This is a genomic window from Aeromonas allosaccharophila (assembly GCF_000819685.1).
GTDB classification, from domain to species: Bacteria; Pseudomonadota; Gammaproteobacteria; order Enterobacterales; family Aeromonadaceae; genus Aeromonas; species Aeromonas allosaccharophila.
In genome coordinates this window covers 80,881-96,817 of the sequence record NZ_CDBR01000013.1, presented here as the reverse complement: position 1 = coordinate 96,817, position 15,937 = coordinate 80,881, and the positions used below count along the sequence as shown (strand labels likewise).

The window sequence follows — 15,937 nt, the reverse complement described above, 5'->3', positions numbered from 1 at the left end:
CATCAGCCGTGCAGCATGGCACCGGCCACCAAAACCGCCATGGTGATGAGGGCCACCCCGATGATAAAGGGCAGCACCCAGCGCACAAAGCGATCATAGGGGATCTTGGCGAGCGCCAGACCGGCCACCAGATGGGCGGCGGTGGGGGCAAACAGGTTGATCCAGCCGGAGGCGGACTGATAGGCGGTGATCACCAGATCCCGGGAGATGCCGGAGAAGTCCGCCAACGGCCCCATCAGCGGCATGGAGACAGTCGCCAGCCCCGAGGTGGAGGGGATAAAGAAGCTCAGGATGATGTGCACCAGATAGGCCATCAGGATGAAGACCGACGAGGAGAGTCCGGTCACCAGCCCTTCGGCCCAGTGCAAAATGGTGTCGATGATGACGCCCTGCTCCATCACCACATAGATACCGCGCGCCACCGCAACCACCAGTGCCACCCCGATCAGATCCCGCGCTCCGTTGAGGAAGGTCGCCACATAGTTGGACTCGGGCATCCGGTTGATCAGCGCAATCAGGATGGAGGCACTGAAGAACAGGGTGGATAGCTCGTCAAACCACCAGCCAAAGGTGGGCAGCAGATCGATCCCCAAATCCGACCAGGGCACCACCGCATAGATCATCAGCAGGAAGGTGCCGAAGAAGACCAGCATGGTGAGCTTTTGCTTGCCGGTGAAGGCGAGGTTGCCGCTCTTCATCTGGGAGAACTCGTCGTCATAGGCGATGTCGGCCAGCACGGAGCGGGACTTGTCCTGCTGTACCTGCTTGGCATAACGCATCACGAACCAGGAGGCAAAGATCACCAGCAGCAGCCACTGGATGACCCGCAGGCCAATCCCCTCACCGATGGGGATACCGGCAAAACCGGAGGCGATGCCGGTGGCAAACGGGTTGACGGTGGAGGCAAGTACCCCGACCCCGGACCCGAGCAGGATGATCCCCGCCGCCACCATGCGATCGAAGCCCGCCGCCATCATCACCGGCACGATCAGTGCCCAGAAGGCCACCGTCTCCTCCGCCATGCCGAACGTAGAGCCGCCGAGGGCAAAGAGCGCGATCAGCACCGGGATCAGCAGCCGTTCACGGCCTGCGAAGGCACGCACTATGGCCCCCACCCCGGCATCGAGCGCACCGCTTTGCATGGTCACCGCCAGAAAACCGCCGATGATGAGCACGAACAGCGCCACGTCGGCCGCCTTGTGAAAGCCCTGAATGGGGGCCTTGAGCACTTCGAACACCCCTTGCGGGTGGGCGGGTAGCTCGGTGTAGCTGCCGGGCACCGGCAACAGCCGCTCGTCGCCGCTGTAATCGGCCACGGCCGCTGCCGCCACCGGCTGCTGGGTCTTGGCGGTGACGTAGTCATATTTGCCCGCTGGCAGCACCCAGGTGAGGGCCGCCATCAGGGCGATGATGATAAAAAGCAGGGTATAGACAGTGGGAAGTTGGCGATTCTTGGGCGCCTCGTTTGGAGTGGTCATAGCTTCCGTTCCTCGGCAATGCCGTCTGTGATCCGATCAGCGCAAGACTAGCGGGTTTGATATGGGAAAAGGTGATCGCTGATAATAAAATTCCGCAAATTAGCGGAATGTTTGCCAAAAAAACAGGGCCCCGCGGGGCCCTGTTTTCACTTGAGTCAGACTCAGAGTTCGACCACGTCGAATTTCACGTCCGGATTCACATCCGCATCGTAATCGACCTCGTCCAGACCGAAACCGAACAGGCGCAGGAACTCCTGCTTGTAACCGGTGTAGTCAGTCAACTCGGAAAGGTTCTCGCTGGTGATGGACGGCCACAGGTCGCGGCAGGTCTGCTGCACATCTTCGCGCAGTTCCCAGTCATCCATGCGGATGCGGGCCTGCTCGTCCAGCGCCATGTCGGACGCGTAGAGACGGGTGCGCATCATGCGATCCACCTGCTCCATGCAGCCCTCGTGAATGCCCTTCTCCTTCATGATCTTGAAGGCCATGGAGATATAGAGCGGCATCACCGGAATGGCGGAAGAGGCCTGGGTCACCACGGATTTGAGCACGGCCACGTGAGCGGTGCCGCCCTTGGCAGCCAGGTCGCCACGGATGGCGGCAGCGGCGCGGTCCAGATCTTCCTTGGCGCGGCCCAGAGTACCGTGCCAATAGATGGGCCAGGTCAGATCGGTACCGATGTAGGAGTAAGCCACGGACTTGGCGCCGTCGGCCAGCACGCCTGCATCACGCAGGGCCGCCATCCACAGCTCCCAGTCCTGACCGCCCATCACTGTGATGGTGTTCTGGATCTCTTCCTCATTCGCCGGCTCGACGGTGGCGGTGATGATCTGATCCTTGTTGGTGTCGATCGCGGTGGTGGTGTAGACCTCACCGATGGGTTTGAGGGCAGAGCGCACCACTTCGCCGGTGTCCGGCATCTTGCGCACCGGCGAGGCCAGGGAGTAGACCACCAGATCGATTTGACCCAGATCCTGCTTGATAAGCTCGATCACCTTGGCACGGCACTCGTTGGAGAAGGCATCGCCGTTGACGCTCTTGGCGTAGAGGCCCGCCTCTTTGGCGGCCTTGTCGAAGGCGGCAGAGTTGTACCAGCCGGCGGTACCGGTCTTGGACTCGGTGCCCGCTTTTTCAAAGAAGACGCCGAGGGTGGCGGCGCCGCTACCGAAGGCAGCCGCAATCCGGGAGGCCAGGCCATAACCGGTGGAAGCGCCGATCACCAGCACCTTCTTGGGACCATTCTCGATGGTGCCCTTGGCTTTGGTATAAGCAATCTGGCGACGAACATTGGCTTCACAACCGACCGGATGAGTGGTGGTGCAGATAAAGCCGCGAACCTTGGGTTTGATGATCATATGGAGTCTCGGATCCGTTTAATGGATGAAATCGGGGCATAAGATACCTCATCTTGCCGCGATAAGGTGCTCTGATGTGTTGAACGGCGGCAAAAATGGGCATCGAAGGTGGCCATCATAGTCCATGCCATGGTGCCCACCTCACGGCAACTAGCAGCTGATGCTGTAGCCCGCCGCCGAAAATGAAAAAGGCTTACGGGGAAAATGAAAAGCTACCGACACAGTAGTTTATCAAAATTGATGGCGCCGGATTCACAGGATTGCTTGACCAATCCGGTCAGTCGTTCGTCCTTCTCTGTCGTGGCGATTTAGGCTGTTTCAGCCACGCATAGAAGCCACTTCGGTGCCGCACTAGGGTCTGACTGCCATCTGCCCAGCATTGTCCCTCTTGCGCTCTTCGTTTCCTCTTAGTCTTGTTGTGATCTTATTTTTTTCTTCTTTTAGCATTCGTCTGCGATGACACCATGGCGTCTGGCCATCGTCTGCATATCCGTTGTTTGAATGTGACAGGGTAAAACCCCGACGTCTTGGTCTGTTGTTCTGAATCAAGTGGCGTGAGGTCGGCGCAATACGCCTTGCTGGCATGCCACCGGGCCCGCGTATGGCGGGCCCGGTGGGGGTGTCACTCAAGGGGGATGGCGGCAACCTGGCGCTTGAAGGGAGTAGGCTTGTTGGCCTTGCGGTGCTCCGAGACCAGGATCAGCAGGCGCTGCAGGCCGATGAAGCAAAACAGCAGCAGACCTATTATGATCTTGGTCCACCAGGAGCTGAGGGTGCCGTCGAAGTTGATGTAGGTCTGGATCAACCCCTGTATCAGCACCCCGAACAGGGAGCCGAAGACGGTGCCCACCCCGCCGCTCAACAGGGTGCCGCCAATCACCACGGCGGCGATGGCATCGAGTTCCACCCCGACGGCAGCAAGCGGGTAGCCCGCCGAGGTGTAGAGCGCGAATACGATGCCGGCCAGGGTCGCCAACGTGGTGGAGAGCAGGTAGATGCGGATGGTGGTGTAGCGCACCGAGATCCCCATCAGGGCTGCCGAGGTGGCGTTGCCGCCAATGGCATAGACGTTGTTGCCAAAGCGGGTGCGGTTGGCGAGTAGGATGCCAAACACCACCACAGCCAGCATGATGAGGGCCAGCAGGCTGAGGCGCCCGCCCCCCGGCACCTTCCACGACAGGCTCGACAGGTAGGTGAAGGTGGGGTGATCGATGGGCAGGGATTGCTCCGAGATGAGGAAGCTGGCCCCCCGCAGGAAGAACATACCCGCCAGGGTGATGATGAAGGCGGGGATCTTCAGGGTGTCGATGAGCCAGCCCATGAGGGCGCCAAAGCTTGCTCCCAGCACCAGCACCAGGGGGATGGCCAGCATGGGGCTGACCCCCAGCTCCCCGATGAGCTTGGCCAGCAGCACGCCGGTGAAGGCGATGACGGCCCCCACCGACAGATCTATGCCGCCCGAGAGGATGACGAAGGTCATGCCCACCGCGACTATGCCAAGGAAGGCGTTGTCCGTCAGTATGTTGCAGATGATGCGGGTGGACATGAAGGCCGGGAAGGAGGCCAGGCAGAGCAGATAGCCCAGCACGAAGACCATGATGGTCACCGTCAGGGGCAGGTTGCGTTTAAACATGGCGACTCCCTCGCTGGAACAGGTGGTTGAGGGCTGGCGACTGCATGACCAGCACCGCCAGCACCACCATGGCCTTGACGATCTGGTTCCATTGGGGCTGGTAGCCGGAGAGCAGGATCCCTGTGTTCACCCCCTGGATGATCAAGATGCCGACCAGGGAGAGGGCGAGGTTGAAGCGCCCGCCCATCAGGGAGGTGCCCCCTATCACCACCGCCAGGATGGCGTCCATCTCCAGCCAGAGTCCAGCGTTGTTGGCATCGGCCCCGCGGATGTCGGCGGCGACTATCATACCGGCGACGGCGGCCATCATACCGCTCAGCAGGTAGGTGGCGATCACCACCATGGGGGTGTTGAGCCCGGCGTTCTTGGCGGCCCTGATGTTGATCCCCACCGCCTCGATGAATAGGCCGAGGGCGGTGCGCTTGGTCAGCAGCCAGAGCAGCAACGCCATCCCCAGGGTGATGATGACCGGGGTGGGCAGATAGAAGAGGGAGCCGCTGCCAATCCAGGCCAGAGCCTCGTTATTGAAGGTGATGATCTGTCCCTCGGTGATGAGCTGGGCGATGCCCCGGCCCGCCACCATGAGGATCAGGGTCGCGACGATGGGCTGGATCTTGAACACCGCCACCAGCAAGCCGTTCCAGAGGCCGCACAGCAAGCCCACTCCGATGACGGAGGCGAGAATGACCGGCAGGCTGTGACCGCCAGTGGCCAGACTGGCCATGGTGGCCCCGCTGATGGCCATCACGGCGCCGACCGACAAGTCGATACCGCCGGTGGCGATCACCAGGGTCATGCCGAGAGCGAGCAGGGCCACAGGGGCGCAGCGGTTGAGGATGTCGATCAGGCTGCCAAACAGCCGGCCATCCTGAATATGGATGGCGAAGAAGTTATCGGCAACCAGGGCGTTGATGAGCAGCACGCAGAGCAGGGCCCCGCATTGGGCCATGCCCGTGGGCAGCGCTCTGCGGGGGCATGCTGGCCCGCCAGGAAGGGGAATAGTGGATGACGTCATATCAGGCCTCACATGCAATGGCGTTCATGATGGCAGGCACGCTGAGGGCGTCCGTCGCAAGTTCTGCCACCTGTTTTCTGTCGCGCAGGACGATCACCCGATCGGCATAACCCACCAGCTCTTCGAGCTCCGAGGAGATGACCAGCAGGGCCAGCCCGTTGGCGCAGAGTGATTCGATGAGCCGGATGATCTCGGCGTGTGCTCCCACATCAATGCCCCGGGTTGGCTCGTCCAGGATCAGGAACTGCGGCTTGGTCAGCAGCCAGCGGGCCAGCAACACCTTCTGCTGGTTCCCCCCTGACAGGAACTGGATGGGCTGCTCCGGCCCCGGGGTCTTGATGGCCAGCTGCTCGATAAGGCGAGCGGCGATCTCGTCCTGCTCCTTGCGGGGCAGAGGGCGCAGCCAGCCCCGCTGGGCTTGCAGGGCAAGTACCATGTTCTCGCGCACCGAGGCCGAGGCGATGATGCCGGCGTTCTTGCGGTCCTCCGGGCAAAAGCCAAAGCCATGGGCGGCGGCCTGACGCGCACTGCGGATGGTCACCGTTTTGCCCCGCACCCGACACTCGCCGCCATCCCTTGCCACTATACCGAACATCAGCTCGGCGGTTTCGGTGCGACCCGACCCGAGCAGGCCGGCGAGACCCACTATCTCCCCTGGCATGACGTCGAGATTGAACGGGGCTATGACCCCGCGCTTGCCATAGTCCCTGAACGACACCATGGGCTGATTGCTGCGCAGCGTCTTGCCCGCCCGCTTGAGGGCGTTGTCGTCCAGCTCGCGCCCCAGCATCATCTTGACCAGATCCAGTTGCGGTAGCGCGGCGGTATCGCGAGTTCCGACCAGCTCGCCGTTGCGCAGCACTGTGATGCGATCACTGATGGCGTAGACCTGATCGAGAAAATGGGTGATAAAGATCAGGCTCACCCCCTGGTCCCTCAGGTTCCCCATCAGGGAGAAGAGCATCTGCACCTCGCTGGCATCCAGACTCGCGGTCGGTTCATCAAGGATCAGGATCCTGGCGGACAGGGAGATGGCCCGGGCAATGGCCACTATCTGCTGCATGGCGACCGAATGGTGACCCAGGGGCAGGGTGACATCCATCTCGAAGCCGTATCCTGCCATGATGGCCTGGGCCTGCCGGGTCATGGCGGCTCGATCGATGAGGCCGAAGCGGCGGGGTTCGTGGCCGATGAAGAGGTTGTCGGCCACCGACATGTTCGGCAGCAGGTTGACCTCCTGATAGACGGTGCCTATCCCCAGGCGCTGGGCATGGGCGGTATCTGTCGGGGAGATGGGGATGCCATCGAGTTCGATACGGCCCCCGTCGGGCTGATAGACGCCGGTGAGGGTCTTGACCAGAGTGGATTTGCCGGCACCGTTCTCGCCGAGCAGCGCCATGATCTCTCCCCGACGCAGGGAAAAGTCCACCTGATGCAAGGCACGCACCCCGGGAAAGGTCTTGCAGATCCCGCGGGCGTTCAACAGGACATCCTGATTGTTCTGTGACATGAAAATAGGCTCTCCGATATAACGCGCCATATCGCAACGTTGCCGATATGGCGTGTTATTTAACAGGCTGGCTCAGAGGGCGGGCGGCATTAGTAACCCATGTCTTTTTTCAGCTCTAGCTGGGCCTGGGCACTCTCTGGCTCGAACAGAATAGACTCCGTCTTGATAAGTTTGGGGGGCTGGGTGCCGTCCTTTTTATAAGCCAGCAGGGCATCGAAGGCGGGGCCTGCCATATTCGGCGTCAATTCCACCGAGGCATTGGCTTCACCTGCCATCATCGCCTTGAAAATATCCGGCACGCCATCGATGGAGATGATCTTAATATCCGTGCCCGGTTTCAGCCCAGCTTCTTTAATAGCCTGAATGGCACCGATGGCCATGTCGTCGTTGTGGGCGTAGACGGCGCAAATATTCTTGCCGTTATTCTCCGCCTTGATGAAGCTCTCCATCACCTCCTTGCCCTTGCTGCGGGTAAAGTCCCCTGACTGGGTGCGGATGATCTTGATGGTGGGCACGGCCGCGACCGTATCGAGGAAGCCTTTCTTGCGATCCAGCGCCACGCTGGCCCCCACTGTGCCCTGCAATTCCACCACATTGCAGGCCTTGCCATCCTGCTGCTTGATGAGCCACTGGGCCGCCACGGCCCCTTCGTGGACGCTGTCTGCGGCGACCCCCGTCATGAAGAGGGCGTCATCTTTCACCGTGATATTGCGATCCAGCAGGAACACCGGGATCTCTGCCTCTTTTGCCTCCTGCAATACCGGATCCCAGCCGGTCTGTACCACGGGGGCAATAAAGATGGCATCGACGCCCTGGGCAATGAAGGAGCGAATGGCCTTGATCTGGTTCTCCTGTTTCTGCTGGGCATCGGCAATCTTCAGGGTGATGCCGCGTTTTTGTGCTTCGCTCTTGGCGACCGAGGTTTCCGCCGCCCGCCAGCCGGATTCAGAACCTATCTGGGAGAAGCCTACCGTCATCTCGGCAGAATATGCAGAGGCAGAGAGAATAAGGGTGCTGATAATGCCCGCCAGTTTCACTTTTTTATACATGTGACACTCCTTTGTGATGCATGGTGAAATAAACCAAAGCGACTCTGGTTTAATGGTACGGGTCAAGCGTATAGGCTCTTGGGTTTAACGACGGGAGATGGCTCACAGAAAATTTTCAGCAGCATGATGCTTCATACAAACAGCAGACAAGTTCATATATCAGGCAAGGGCTGCGTTGATTTATCTGCATATTTATTTCAGCAAATATTGTGTTCAGAGCCGGTATCCAGATGTATGCCCAATAGGGGGCGATTCACCCTTCATTCAGGTCAGCAAAGAGGGGCTGAGCGGCCCCTATGTCGATGCCTTTGCCCGTCTGGCGCAGCAGCAGGAGATCAAGATCCACTTTCAGGCCAAGCCGATGCGCCGCCTGCTCAAGATAGTGACGACCGAGCCAAACAGCTGCGGGCTTGCCGTGCACTTTTCCGCCGAAAATGCCGAAACCCTCCGCTATGTAGCACGTATTGCCCCGATCACCCTGGCAGTTTATGCCCGGCAGGGCACAGTGAAACCGCTGAGCAATATCGAGGCGCTGCGCAACTATCGTATTGGTGCCATCGATGTGGCCGAGCTGAGAGAGATCCTCGACAATGCGGCGATCCGCTACGAACTGCTGCCCAAGGCTGGCCAGGGTATTGCCATGCTGCAGGCGGGTCGCTTCGATCTGCTGATCAGTGACGTACTCCCCGAGCTGGTGAGCGCCCCCGCCAAAGGGAAACCGGTCCAGCGGGTGATGGTGCTGGCCCGGGTCGAACGCTGGCTGGCCTGTCACCCGCAACTGCCACCCAACACTGTGAAACGCCTGCGCGCCGCCCTCACGCTGGGGGTATTCGACGATGCCATGGCCGACATCTGGAAACAATATGGCCTGAGCTCGGTATACAACGGGGTCAGACGAGAGTGGATCCTGATCCCCTGATCGCAACCCCATTCAACCCAACGCCTACCACGCTCACCGCCGCCAGCGACTGTCAGCAGGCAATGCGGGTGATATGACCATCCTGCAGCTTATAGAAGGCATCTTGCGGCAACGCCTGTGCCCAGGTCGCCTCATAGTCGAGATCGGCATAGACGCCGCGCAGCATGGCGCCGAGCAGGCCGTGGGAGATGACGATGGCCCGCTCGGCGATCGCGGGGTCCTGCAACCACTGGTGTGCCCGGCGCTGAATGCTCTCGAAACTCTCCGCCCCCGGAGCCTGCAGATACCAATCCCCCTTGCCGGTATCGAGTTCGGGGTGGGCAAGCCGCAGCGCCGGGATCTGGCAGCTCTCCCACTCCCCCATGCCGAGCTCCATTAACCGATCGTCCCAGACGATGCGATCCGCCGCCAACCCCAGCTGCTCGCACACCAGCAGCGCGGTTTGGCGGGCACGGCCGAGCGGGCTGGCGTAGACGGTCCAGCGGGCGGGATCTGCCAGTTCATCGGCAAGGCGCTGCCCCATGGCGATGGCTTGCGCCTCGCCTTTGTCGGTCAGATCGGAGTTGCAACGCCCCTGCAGACGCTGCTCGGCATTGAATCGGGTCTGGCCGTGGCGCAGCAGATAGATGAGTCGGGACATGGTTTCTCCAGCACGTTCAGATAGATAGAAAAATAAGGGGGACGATGATAGCAGATGAGCTCGGGGGATGGCCCAAACAGACGTGTAAACGCAGGCGTAAAAAACGGGTCAGTGCCGACCCGTTTGCTGTCAATTTGGCCAGAGTGAACCGGCTCAGCCCTTCTTGATCTCCCGCAGATAGCGGTAGATGGAGTGGACCGAGATGCCGAGCTGGCGCGCGGCGATCTGGGCACTGTCTTTGAGCTCGAAGATCCCCATGTCGTGCAGCTGGTTGACGATGACCCGGGTCTTCTGGGACGGCGGCACCGCCTCGTTGCCGCGCACCTCGGCACTGACGGTGTCGATGGTGCTGTTGAGCGCCTCGTCGATGTTGCGGGCGAACACCTCCGGGGTGGCATGACTCTCGTGAGGATTCATGCACTCCGGCATCATGGTGCGCAGCACGGATTGCAACGGGGCATCCATGTCGCTGTTGATGCAGAGCAGTCCGATGGCCCTGTGCTCCCCGTTGCGGATCACGGTGGTGATGGAGCGCAGGGTCTTGCCGGTGGCGCACTTGGTCATGTAGGGGCTGGAGATATCCTGCCCGCTCTTGAGCTTCATCATCGCCAGGTTGGTGATGGGAGCGCCGACACTGCGGCCGGTGATATGGCCGTTGGCAATCTTGACGATCGAGGGATTGCGCACATCCAGACTGTGGAGCAGCACCTCGGTGTGCTGGCCATACATGGCGGCGATGCCGTCCACTATGTTCTCCATCGACTTGAGGATCTCAAAATCGCTCGGACTCAACTCTTGCAGCTTCACAATGGGACCTTCTTGCAAGGGTTGCTGCACGCGGGGGGATGGCAGTACAGCAACCGACAGGGACATCAGGCGGACATGATATCAATAATGGTGGTGTCTGTGGCAGACATGCCCTCCTTCACCATCTGACCCACGTTGCGGATGGTCTGATCCACGTTGCCTGCCACAATTCCCTGACCCGACACCGAGTGGCTGTTGAGGGCCATCAGGAAGCCGCGTACCGCCGCGCCGGAGGAGGTACTCACCTTCATGGCGCAGGAGGCTTTCGCCCCGTCGCACACCATGCCGGCACTGTCGCTCAGCACGTTCTGGATGGCGAAGCAGGATTGCTCGAAGCTGCCGCCCGCCAGATAGACCATGGCCATGGAGGCGGCCGCGCTGGTCACGGTATTGCCACAGAAGGCCGACAGCGGTGGATAGTGGGACTTGATATAAATGGCACCCAGATGGCTCATGATGAGGGCACGAGCCAACTGCTCTTCGCTGGCCGCAAAGCGCTCGGCAATCACCATCACCGGAATGGTGGCGGCGATGCCCTGGTTGCCGCTGCCGAAGTTGCTCATGGCAGGCAGGGTGGCCCCCCCCATGCGGGCATCGGAAGCCGCCGCCGTCATCATCACGATGCGGTTCATCACATCCTCGCCGATGAGGCCGGCATCGATGTTCTGCTGCATGGTGCGGCCGATCTCGAGGCCATAGGGGTTGTTCATCCCCTCGGCAGAGAGCTTGCCGTTAAGTTCGGAGGCTTTGAGGATGAACTTGATCTGCTCGAACTCCACCTGGGTGGCGAACTCGTAGATAGTGGCGATGCTGATATCGACGCCATCGCAGATGGAACCGGTGGCACCGCTCTGGCTCTGATCGGCGGTGAAGGTCACCTCGCCATCGCGGCGCTGCTCGACGATGCGGGTATGGCCGCCACACAGGGTCACTTCGGCGCTGTGCTCTTCACCATGTTCATCCGTGCCATAAACGGTCACGCGGCAGAAGATAAACTCGGGGGCAGCGGTGCGGCGCACCTGCACGTTGCCGGCATCGATCAGCCCCTGGGCAGTGATTACTTGCTCGGGCTGAATGGCGGCCAGCACCTCCAGTCCGGCATCGGCGTTACCGCCGATGGCACCGGCGGCAGCCGCAATGGCCAGACCGATCTTGCCGGTGCCCGGTACATAGACACCCATCGAGTTTTTGTAGAGATTATCCGACACCGCGACCTCGAGGCGGCGGGGCTCACAGCCCAACTGCCGGGCGGCGACCGCCGCGGCATAGGCGGCGGCGATGGGCTCGGTACAACCCAGCGCTGGTTTGACAACCTGTTGAATAATCTGCAGATACTGCTGCCACGCTTGTTTCATCACTTGAACCTTTTTATCAGCATTAACGAGCGATATGGGCGATCGCTTCCACTTCAACCTTGACGCCCATCGGCAGATCTTTCACTGCAAAGCAGCTGCGCGCCGGACAATCTTTCTGGAAATAGTCTTTATAGACCTCGTTGAACGCGGCAAAATCGCTGATCTCGGCGAGGTAGCAAGTGGTCTTGAGCACGGTATCCAGCGAGCCACCTGTGGCTTCCAGCACGGATTTCAGGTTCTCCAGTGACTGGCGGGTCTGGGCCGCAATGCCCCCTTCGACCACGCCGCCCAACTGTTTGCAGACCGGCAGCTGACCTGAAGTGAAGATGAGATCGCCGTAGGCAGTGCCATGGCTGTAGGGACCGATAGCGTCAGGTGCCGCTGCTGCTGTGATGATGCTTTTCATATAGCCACTCCTATTTATGCAATTTTTTTTGCAATCATGAATCTCTTTTCGCTCAACATTATTTGCTTTTTATTTTATCCATTCAACAAAAAGATACAAAAAAGGCGTAAAAAGCATCTTTTGCCTCAATATAAACCGTGATCACGGTCCTGATTTGAACAAAAGTATCATCTTGGGCATTGTTTGCAACGCATTCATTCAACTATATTTGCGCCGATTTCCCACATCCCTACAAAAAAGAAGGTTTTAATGGACGCGCACAGCACTACTCTCACCAGCCCCGCGATAGGCACCCTGGAATGGAAAGAAGCGGTTCGCTTCGACAGCACCGACTGGGGCTGGATCATCATGAGCATCGGCATGGCCATCGGCGCAGGGATCGTCTTCCTGCCGGTACAGGTGGGTCTGATGGGCTTGTGGGTCTTTCTGCTCTCTGCAGTGATCGGCTACCCGGCCATGTACATGTTCCAGCGCCTCTTTATCAACACCCTGGCCACCTCGCCGGAGTGCAAGGATTACCCCAGCGTCATCACCGGTTACCTCGGCAAGAACTGGGGCATGCTGCTAGGCGCGCTCTACTTCGTGATGCTGGTGATCTGGGTCTTCGTCTACTCCACCGCCATCACCAATGACAGCGCCTCCTTCCTGCAGAGCTTCGGCGTCACCGATGGCCTGCTCTCCGAAAACCCGCTCTACGGTCTGGTGCTGATCTGCGGTCTGGTGGCACTGGCATCGCGCGGCGAGAACATGCTGTTCAAGATCTCCACCTTTATGGTGCTGACCAAGATCACCGTGGTGGCCGTGCTCGGCCTGATGATGGTGGACAAGTGGGATGCGGCCAACATCACCGCCATGCCCGCTGCCGGTGACTGGATGAAGGACGCCATCATCATGCTTCCCTTCACCCTCACCTCTATCCTCTTTATCCAGAGCCTGAGCCCCATGGTGATCTCCTACCGCTCCCGGGAGAAGTCGCTGGAAGTGGCTCGCTTCAAGGCGATGCGCGCCATGAATATCGCCTTCGGCATCCTGTTCGTGGTGGTGTTCTTCTACGCGGTCTCCTTCACCCTGGCCATGGGCCACGATCAGGCGGTCAAAGCCTCCGAGGAGAACATCTCCGCACTGGCCCTGGTGGCGCAGGGCATGCCTGGCCAGACCCTCAAGCTCTTGAGCCTGACCCTCAACATCTTCGCGGTGATGACCGCCTACTTCGGCGTTTACCTCGGTTTCCGTGAAGCCTGTCAGGGTCTGGCGATGAACCTGCTGCGCCGCGTGATGCCGGAAAACCGCATCAACAAGGGTCTGGTAGGCAAAGGGATCATGGTGTTTACCGTCATGCTCTCCTGGGGTGCCATCGTGCTCAACGCACCGGTGCTGAGCTTCACCTCCATCTGCAGCCCCATCTTCGGCATGGTGGGTTGTCTCATCCCGGCCTATCTGGTCTATCAGGTACCGGCACTGCACAAGTACAAGGGCACTTCCCTTTACATCATCATCGTCACCGGCCTGCTGCTCTGCGTCTCGCCCTTCCTGGCGTTCAACTGATCGGTTGCAACCGGACATGCCTTCATCAACAACGGGTCACCTTCGGGTGGCCCGTTTTCTATTGCGTCAGAGGAGTCGTCGGGGCAAAAAGCCAAAGAGATCACAACTTGCAATGCGGCCTCCCCCAAGGGGGCCTGCGCAGAGTACTATTCAGGCATCACCGCATAGACCCGCCACATCGGGTATCGAGGCCTCATATGAAATGGATTTTCAACCCAGCCATCCGGCTGGGCAATCAGCTCTCCTTCAAATACAAATTTTTGCTCTGGTCCTGCCTGATGCTGCTGCCACTGGCCTACAGCATGACCAATCTGCTGGGACGGCTGCAGGATGACAACGCGCAGGCCAACCGGGAGCTGGCTGGCGTGGTCAATCTCGCCCCGGTTCCCGCCATCGAACAGGCCCTGCTCACCCATCGCAATCTGATGACCCGCCACGCCTATGAGGTGGATCCGGTCGGTGACGACCAACTTAAGGCAGCGGCACAAGCGGTGGAGCTGAGCCTGCAGGCCTTTGCCGACACCCGCCAGAACAACCCCTCCTTTGAGGTGATCCAGCAGGGCTGGGCCGCCCTGCAGAGTGAAGCGGGCAAGCTGGAGGTGGAGCAGAGCAACCTGCGCCACGATAAGCTGCTGACCGAGGTGCGCCACCTCTACAAGCACATCACAGCCGCCAGCAGCCTGATCCAGGATCCGGCGCTCGGTACCTACTACATGGTGCTCCTCGCCAGCGAGCGGTTGCCGCAGCTGCGTGACCTGCTGGCCCAGGTGCGGGATCGCGCCGCCACCATCGCCGACTTCGGCCTGTTTCAGGCAGAGGGCTACAGCGGCCTGCGTTTTCGTCTTGACCTGATCAGCGCCACCCTGCAGGAGCTGGAGGCCGATCTGACCCTGCTATACCAGATTGAACCGGCCTACCGCGCCGAGCTGGGTCAGCAGACCGATGCCCTGATGCAGCTGGTGCGTCAGGGGGTCGAGACCATGGAAAACAAGATGATGAAGGATCAGCTGGTGCAGCTCTCCACCAAGGAGGTGCAAGCACTGGGGGATAAGATGGACGAGGCCATCACCTCGCTGGCAGGCCATGTACGCCAGCGGCTGGAGGCCGATCTGCGTCAGCGGCTGGCCGCCAACCAGCGCCACTTCTGGTGGGTCACCGCGCCGCTGACCGCCAGCTTGCTGCTCTACCTCTACCTGATGATCGGCGCCTACCTCTCCCTGCGCGAAACCGTGGCGCGAGTGCGTGATATCGCCGCCCGGGTCAACGCCCAGGATCTCAGCCAGCATATCGAGATCGTCGGTCAGGACGAGCTGGCGGCCATCAGCCGGGATTACAACGTGACGCTGGAGACCCTGCGCACCCTGATGCTGCGAGTGCGGGAAAATGGCGTCACCGTGGTGGAGAGCGCCACCGAGATCGAGGCGCGCACCTGCCGCTCGCAGGAGATGATTGCCGATCAGCAAGGAGAGACCCATCAGGTTGCCACCGCCATCAAGGAGCTGGCCGCCACCTCACAGGACATGGCGGGCAACGCCCTGCAAGCTGCCCGCATGACGCAGGAGGCACAGAACGTGGTCGGTCAGGGCGAGGATGTGGTGGAGCGCACCATCAAGGCCATCGACCATATCAACCGCGAGGTGCTGCGCACCGCCGAGACCATCGGCCAGCTGGAGCAGCAGTGCAGCCAGATTGGCGGCGTCATCAGCGTGATCCGTGGCATCGCCGAACAGACCAATCTGCTGGCCCTCAACGCCGCCATCGAAGCGGCCCGGGCCGGTGAACAGGGTCGCGGCTTTGCGGTGGTCGCCGACGAGGTGCGGTCTCTTGCCAACCGCACCCAGGGCGCCACCGTCGAGATCCAGCAGATGATCGAACAGCTGCAATCCGGCGCCCGCGCCTCGGTCACCGCCATGTCGGCGGCCAGCCATGAAGCGCAGGAGGGGGTCGGGCTGGCGCAGGAGGCGCAACAGGCCTTCGGTGCCATCACCGAGAAGGTGGATCGGATGGTCGATACCAACGCCATCATCGCCAGCGCCATCGAACAGCAGGGCGCGGTGGTCAACGAGATCGAACGCAACGTGGTGCGCATCTCCGATGGCAGCGACGAGGCGTTGCAAGTGGCCAACGCCGCCCGCGATGCCGCCCGCCAGATCCACCAGCTCACCGAACAGCTGCGCGCCATGGTACAGAGCTTCGTGCTGTGACAGAGCGCTGACAAGCCGGGC

13 protein-coding genes and 1 pseudogene are annotated in these 15,937 nt (G+C 60.5%); 3 read left to right on the top strand and 11 right to left on the bottom strand.

Features of this window, described 5'->3' with window-relative positions:
* Positions 1-2: 2 nt before the first annotated feature.
* The 7 genes and pseudogenes from BN1115_RS02765 to ytfQ all read right to left on the bottom strand — a co-directional run bounded on the left by BN1115_RS02765 (position 3) and on the right by ytfQ (position 8,040).
* The gene (locus tag BN1115_RS02765; RefSeq protein WP_042655971.1) at positions 3-1,478 is read right to left on the bottom strand and encodes a YfcC family protein; all 1,476 of its coding nucleotides are present in this window, start codon (positions 1,476-1,478) and stop codon (positions 3-5) included.
* 161 nt (positions 1,479-1,639) lie between these two features.
* The gene (fabV, locus tag BN1115_RS02760; RefSeq protein WP_005344170.1) at positions 1,640-2,833 is read right to left on the bottom strand and encodes an enoyl-ACP reductase FabV; all 1,194 of its coding nucleotides are present in this window, start codon (positions 2,831-2,833) and stop codon (positions 1,640-1,642) included.
* Between the two features lie 239 nt (positions 2,834-3,072).
* Positions 3,073-3,194: pseudogene (locus BN1115_RS22105) on the bottom strand (IS3 family transposase); the annotation flags it as partial.
* A 261-nt stretch (positions 3,195-3,455) separates the two neighbouring features.
* Positions 3,456-4,466, bottom strand: coding sequence for a galactofuranose ABC transporter, permease protein YjfF (gene yjfF / locus BN1115_RS02755; protein ID WP_042655970.1), 1,011 nt, complete (start codon positions 4,464-4,466; stop codon positions 3,456-3,458).
* Positions 4,459-5,415 (bottom strand): galactofuranose ABC transporter, ATP-binding protein YtfT, encoded by a 957-nt coding sequence (gene ytfT / locus BN1115_RS02750; RefSeq protein WP_244152197.1) that lies wholly within the window; start codon positions 5,413-5,415, stop codon positions 4,459-4,461. Before ytfT ends, yjfF begins: the two co-directional genes overlap by 8 nt.
* Positions 5,416-5,482: 67 nt before the next feature.
* On the bottom strand, positions 5,483-6,991 hold the full coding sequence (locus tag BN1115_RS02745) for a sugar ABC transporter ATP-binding protein (protein ID WP_042655968.1): 1,509 nt from the start codon (positions 6,989-6,991) through the stop codon (positions 5,483-5,485).
* Positions 6,992-7,080: 89 nt separating this feature from the next.
* On the bottom strand, positions 7,081-8,040 hold the full coding sequence (gene ytfQ / locus BN1115_RS02740) for a galactofuranose ABC transporter, galactofuranose-binding protein YtfQ (RefSeq protein WP_042655967.1): 960 nt from the start codon (positions 8,038-8,040) through the stop codon (positions 7,081-7,083).
* 175 nt (positions 8,041-8,215) lie between these two features.
* Between ytfQ and BN1115_RS02735 the strand changes: the two genes are divergently transcribed.
* Complete coding sequence (locus BN1115_RS02735; RefSeq protein ID WP_042655966.1) at positions 8,216-8,959, top strand: hypothetical protein; 744 nt, start codon at positions 8,216-8,218, stop codon at positions 8,957-8,959.
* Positions 8,960-9,011: 52 nt separating this feature from the next.
* On the opposite strand, the gene BN1115_RS02730 is transcribed toward BN1115_RS02735, so the two are convergent.
* The 4 genes from BN1115_RS02730 to BN1115_RS02715 form a co-directional block, all read right to left on the bottom strand.
* Positions 9,012-9,599, bottom strand: coding sequence for a histidine phosphatase family protein (locus tag BN1115_RS02730; protein ID WP_042655965.1), 588 nt, complete (start codon positions 9,597-9,599; stop codon positions 9,012-9,014).
* A 153-nt stretch (positions 9,600-9,752) separates the two neighbouring features.
* On the bottom strand, positions 9,753-10,406 hold the full coding sequence (locus BN1115_RS02725) for a helix-turn-helix transcriptional regulator (RefSeq protein WP_042656003.1): 654 nt from the start codon (positions 10,404-10,406) through the stop codon (positions 9,753-9,755).
* 65 nt (positions 10,407-10,471) lie between these two features.
* Positions 10,472-11,761 carry an L-cysteine desulfidase family protein gene (locus tag BN1115_RS02720; RefSeq protein ID WP_042655964.1) on the bottom strand — a complete coding sequence of 430 codons (1,290 nt, stop codon included), beginning with the start codon at positions 11,759-11,761 and terminating at the stop codon, positions 10,472-10,474.
* 22 nt (positions 11,762-11,783) lie between these two features.
* Positions 11,784-12,167 carry a Rid family detoxifying hydrolase gene (locus tag BN1115_RS02715; protein ID WP_042655963.1) on the bottom strand — a complete coding sequence of 128 codons (384 nt, stop codon included), beginning with the start codon at positions 12,165-12,167 and terminating at the stop codon, positions 11,784-11,786.
* 249 nt (positions 12,168-12,416) lie between these two features.
* Between BN1115_RS02715 and BN1115_RS02710 the strand changes: the two genes are divergently transcribed.
* A complete protein-coding gene (locus tag BN1115_RS02710; RefSeq protein WP_042655962.1) occupies positions 12,417-13,712 on the top strand; it encodes an SLC5/6 family protein in 1,296 nt (431 codons plus the stop codon).
* 197 nt (positions 13,713-13,909) lie between these two features.
* A complete protein-coding gene (locus BN1115_RS02705; protein ID WP_042655961.1) occupies positions 13,910-15,916 on the top strand; it encodes a methyl-accepting chemotaxis protein in 2,007 nt (668 codons plus the stop codon).
* The last annotated feature ends 21 nt before the right edge of the window (positions 15,917-15,937 follow it).

Bases quoted from the DNA above. Each gene is read 5' to 3' on its own strand.
- BN1115_RS02765 (WP_042655971.1), bottom strand. From the start codon at position 1,478: ATGACCACTCCAAACGAGGCGCCCAAGAATCGCCAACTTCCCACTGTC.
- fabV (WP_005344170.1), bottom strand. From the start codon at position 2,833: ATGATCATCAAACCCAAGGTTCGCGGCTTTATCTGCACCACCACTCAT.
- yjfF (WP_042655970.1), bottom strand. From the start codon at position 4,466: ATGTTTAAACGCAACCTGCCCCTGACGGTGACCATCATGGTCTTCGTG.
- ytfT (WP_244152197.1), bottom strand. From the start codon at position 5,415: ATGGCCCAATGCGGGGCCCTGCTCTGCGTGCTGCTCATCAACGCCCTG.
- BN1115_RS02745 (WP_042655968.1), bottom strand. From the start codon at position 6,991: ATGTCACAGAACAATCAGGATGTCCTGTTGAACGCCCGCGGGATCTGC.
- ytfQ (WP_042655967.1), bottom strand. From the start codon at position 8,040: ATGTATAAAAAAGTGAAACTGGCGGGCATTATCAGCACCCTTATTCTC.
- BN1115_RS02730 (WP_042655965.1), bottom strand. From the start codon at position 9,599: ATGTCCCGACTCATCTATCTGCTGCGCCACGGCCAGACCCGATTCAAT.
- BN1115_RS02720 (WP_042655964.1), bottom strand. From the start codon at position 11,761: ATGAAACAAGCGTGGCAGCAGTATCTGCAGATTATTCAACAGGTTGTC.
- BN1115_RS02715 (WP_042655963.1), bottom strand. From the start codon at position 12,167: ATGAAAAGCATCATCACAGCAGCAGCGGCACCTGACGCTATCGGTCCC.
- BN1115_RS02710 (WP_042655962.1), top strand. From the start codon at position 12,417: ATGGACGCGCACAGCACTACTCTCACCAGCCCCGCGATAGGCACCCTG.
- BN1115_RS02705 (WP_042655961.1), top strand. From the start codon at position 13,910: ATGAAATGGATTTTCAACCCAGCCATCCGGCTGGGCAATCAGCTCTCC.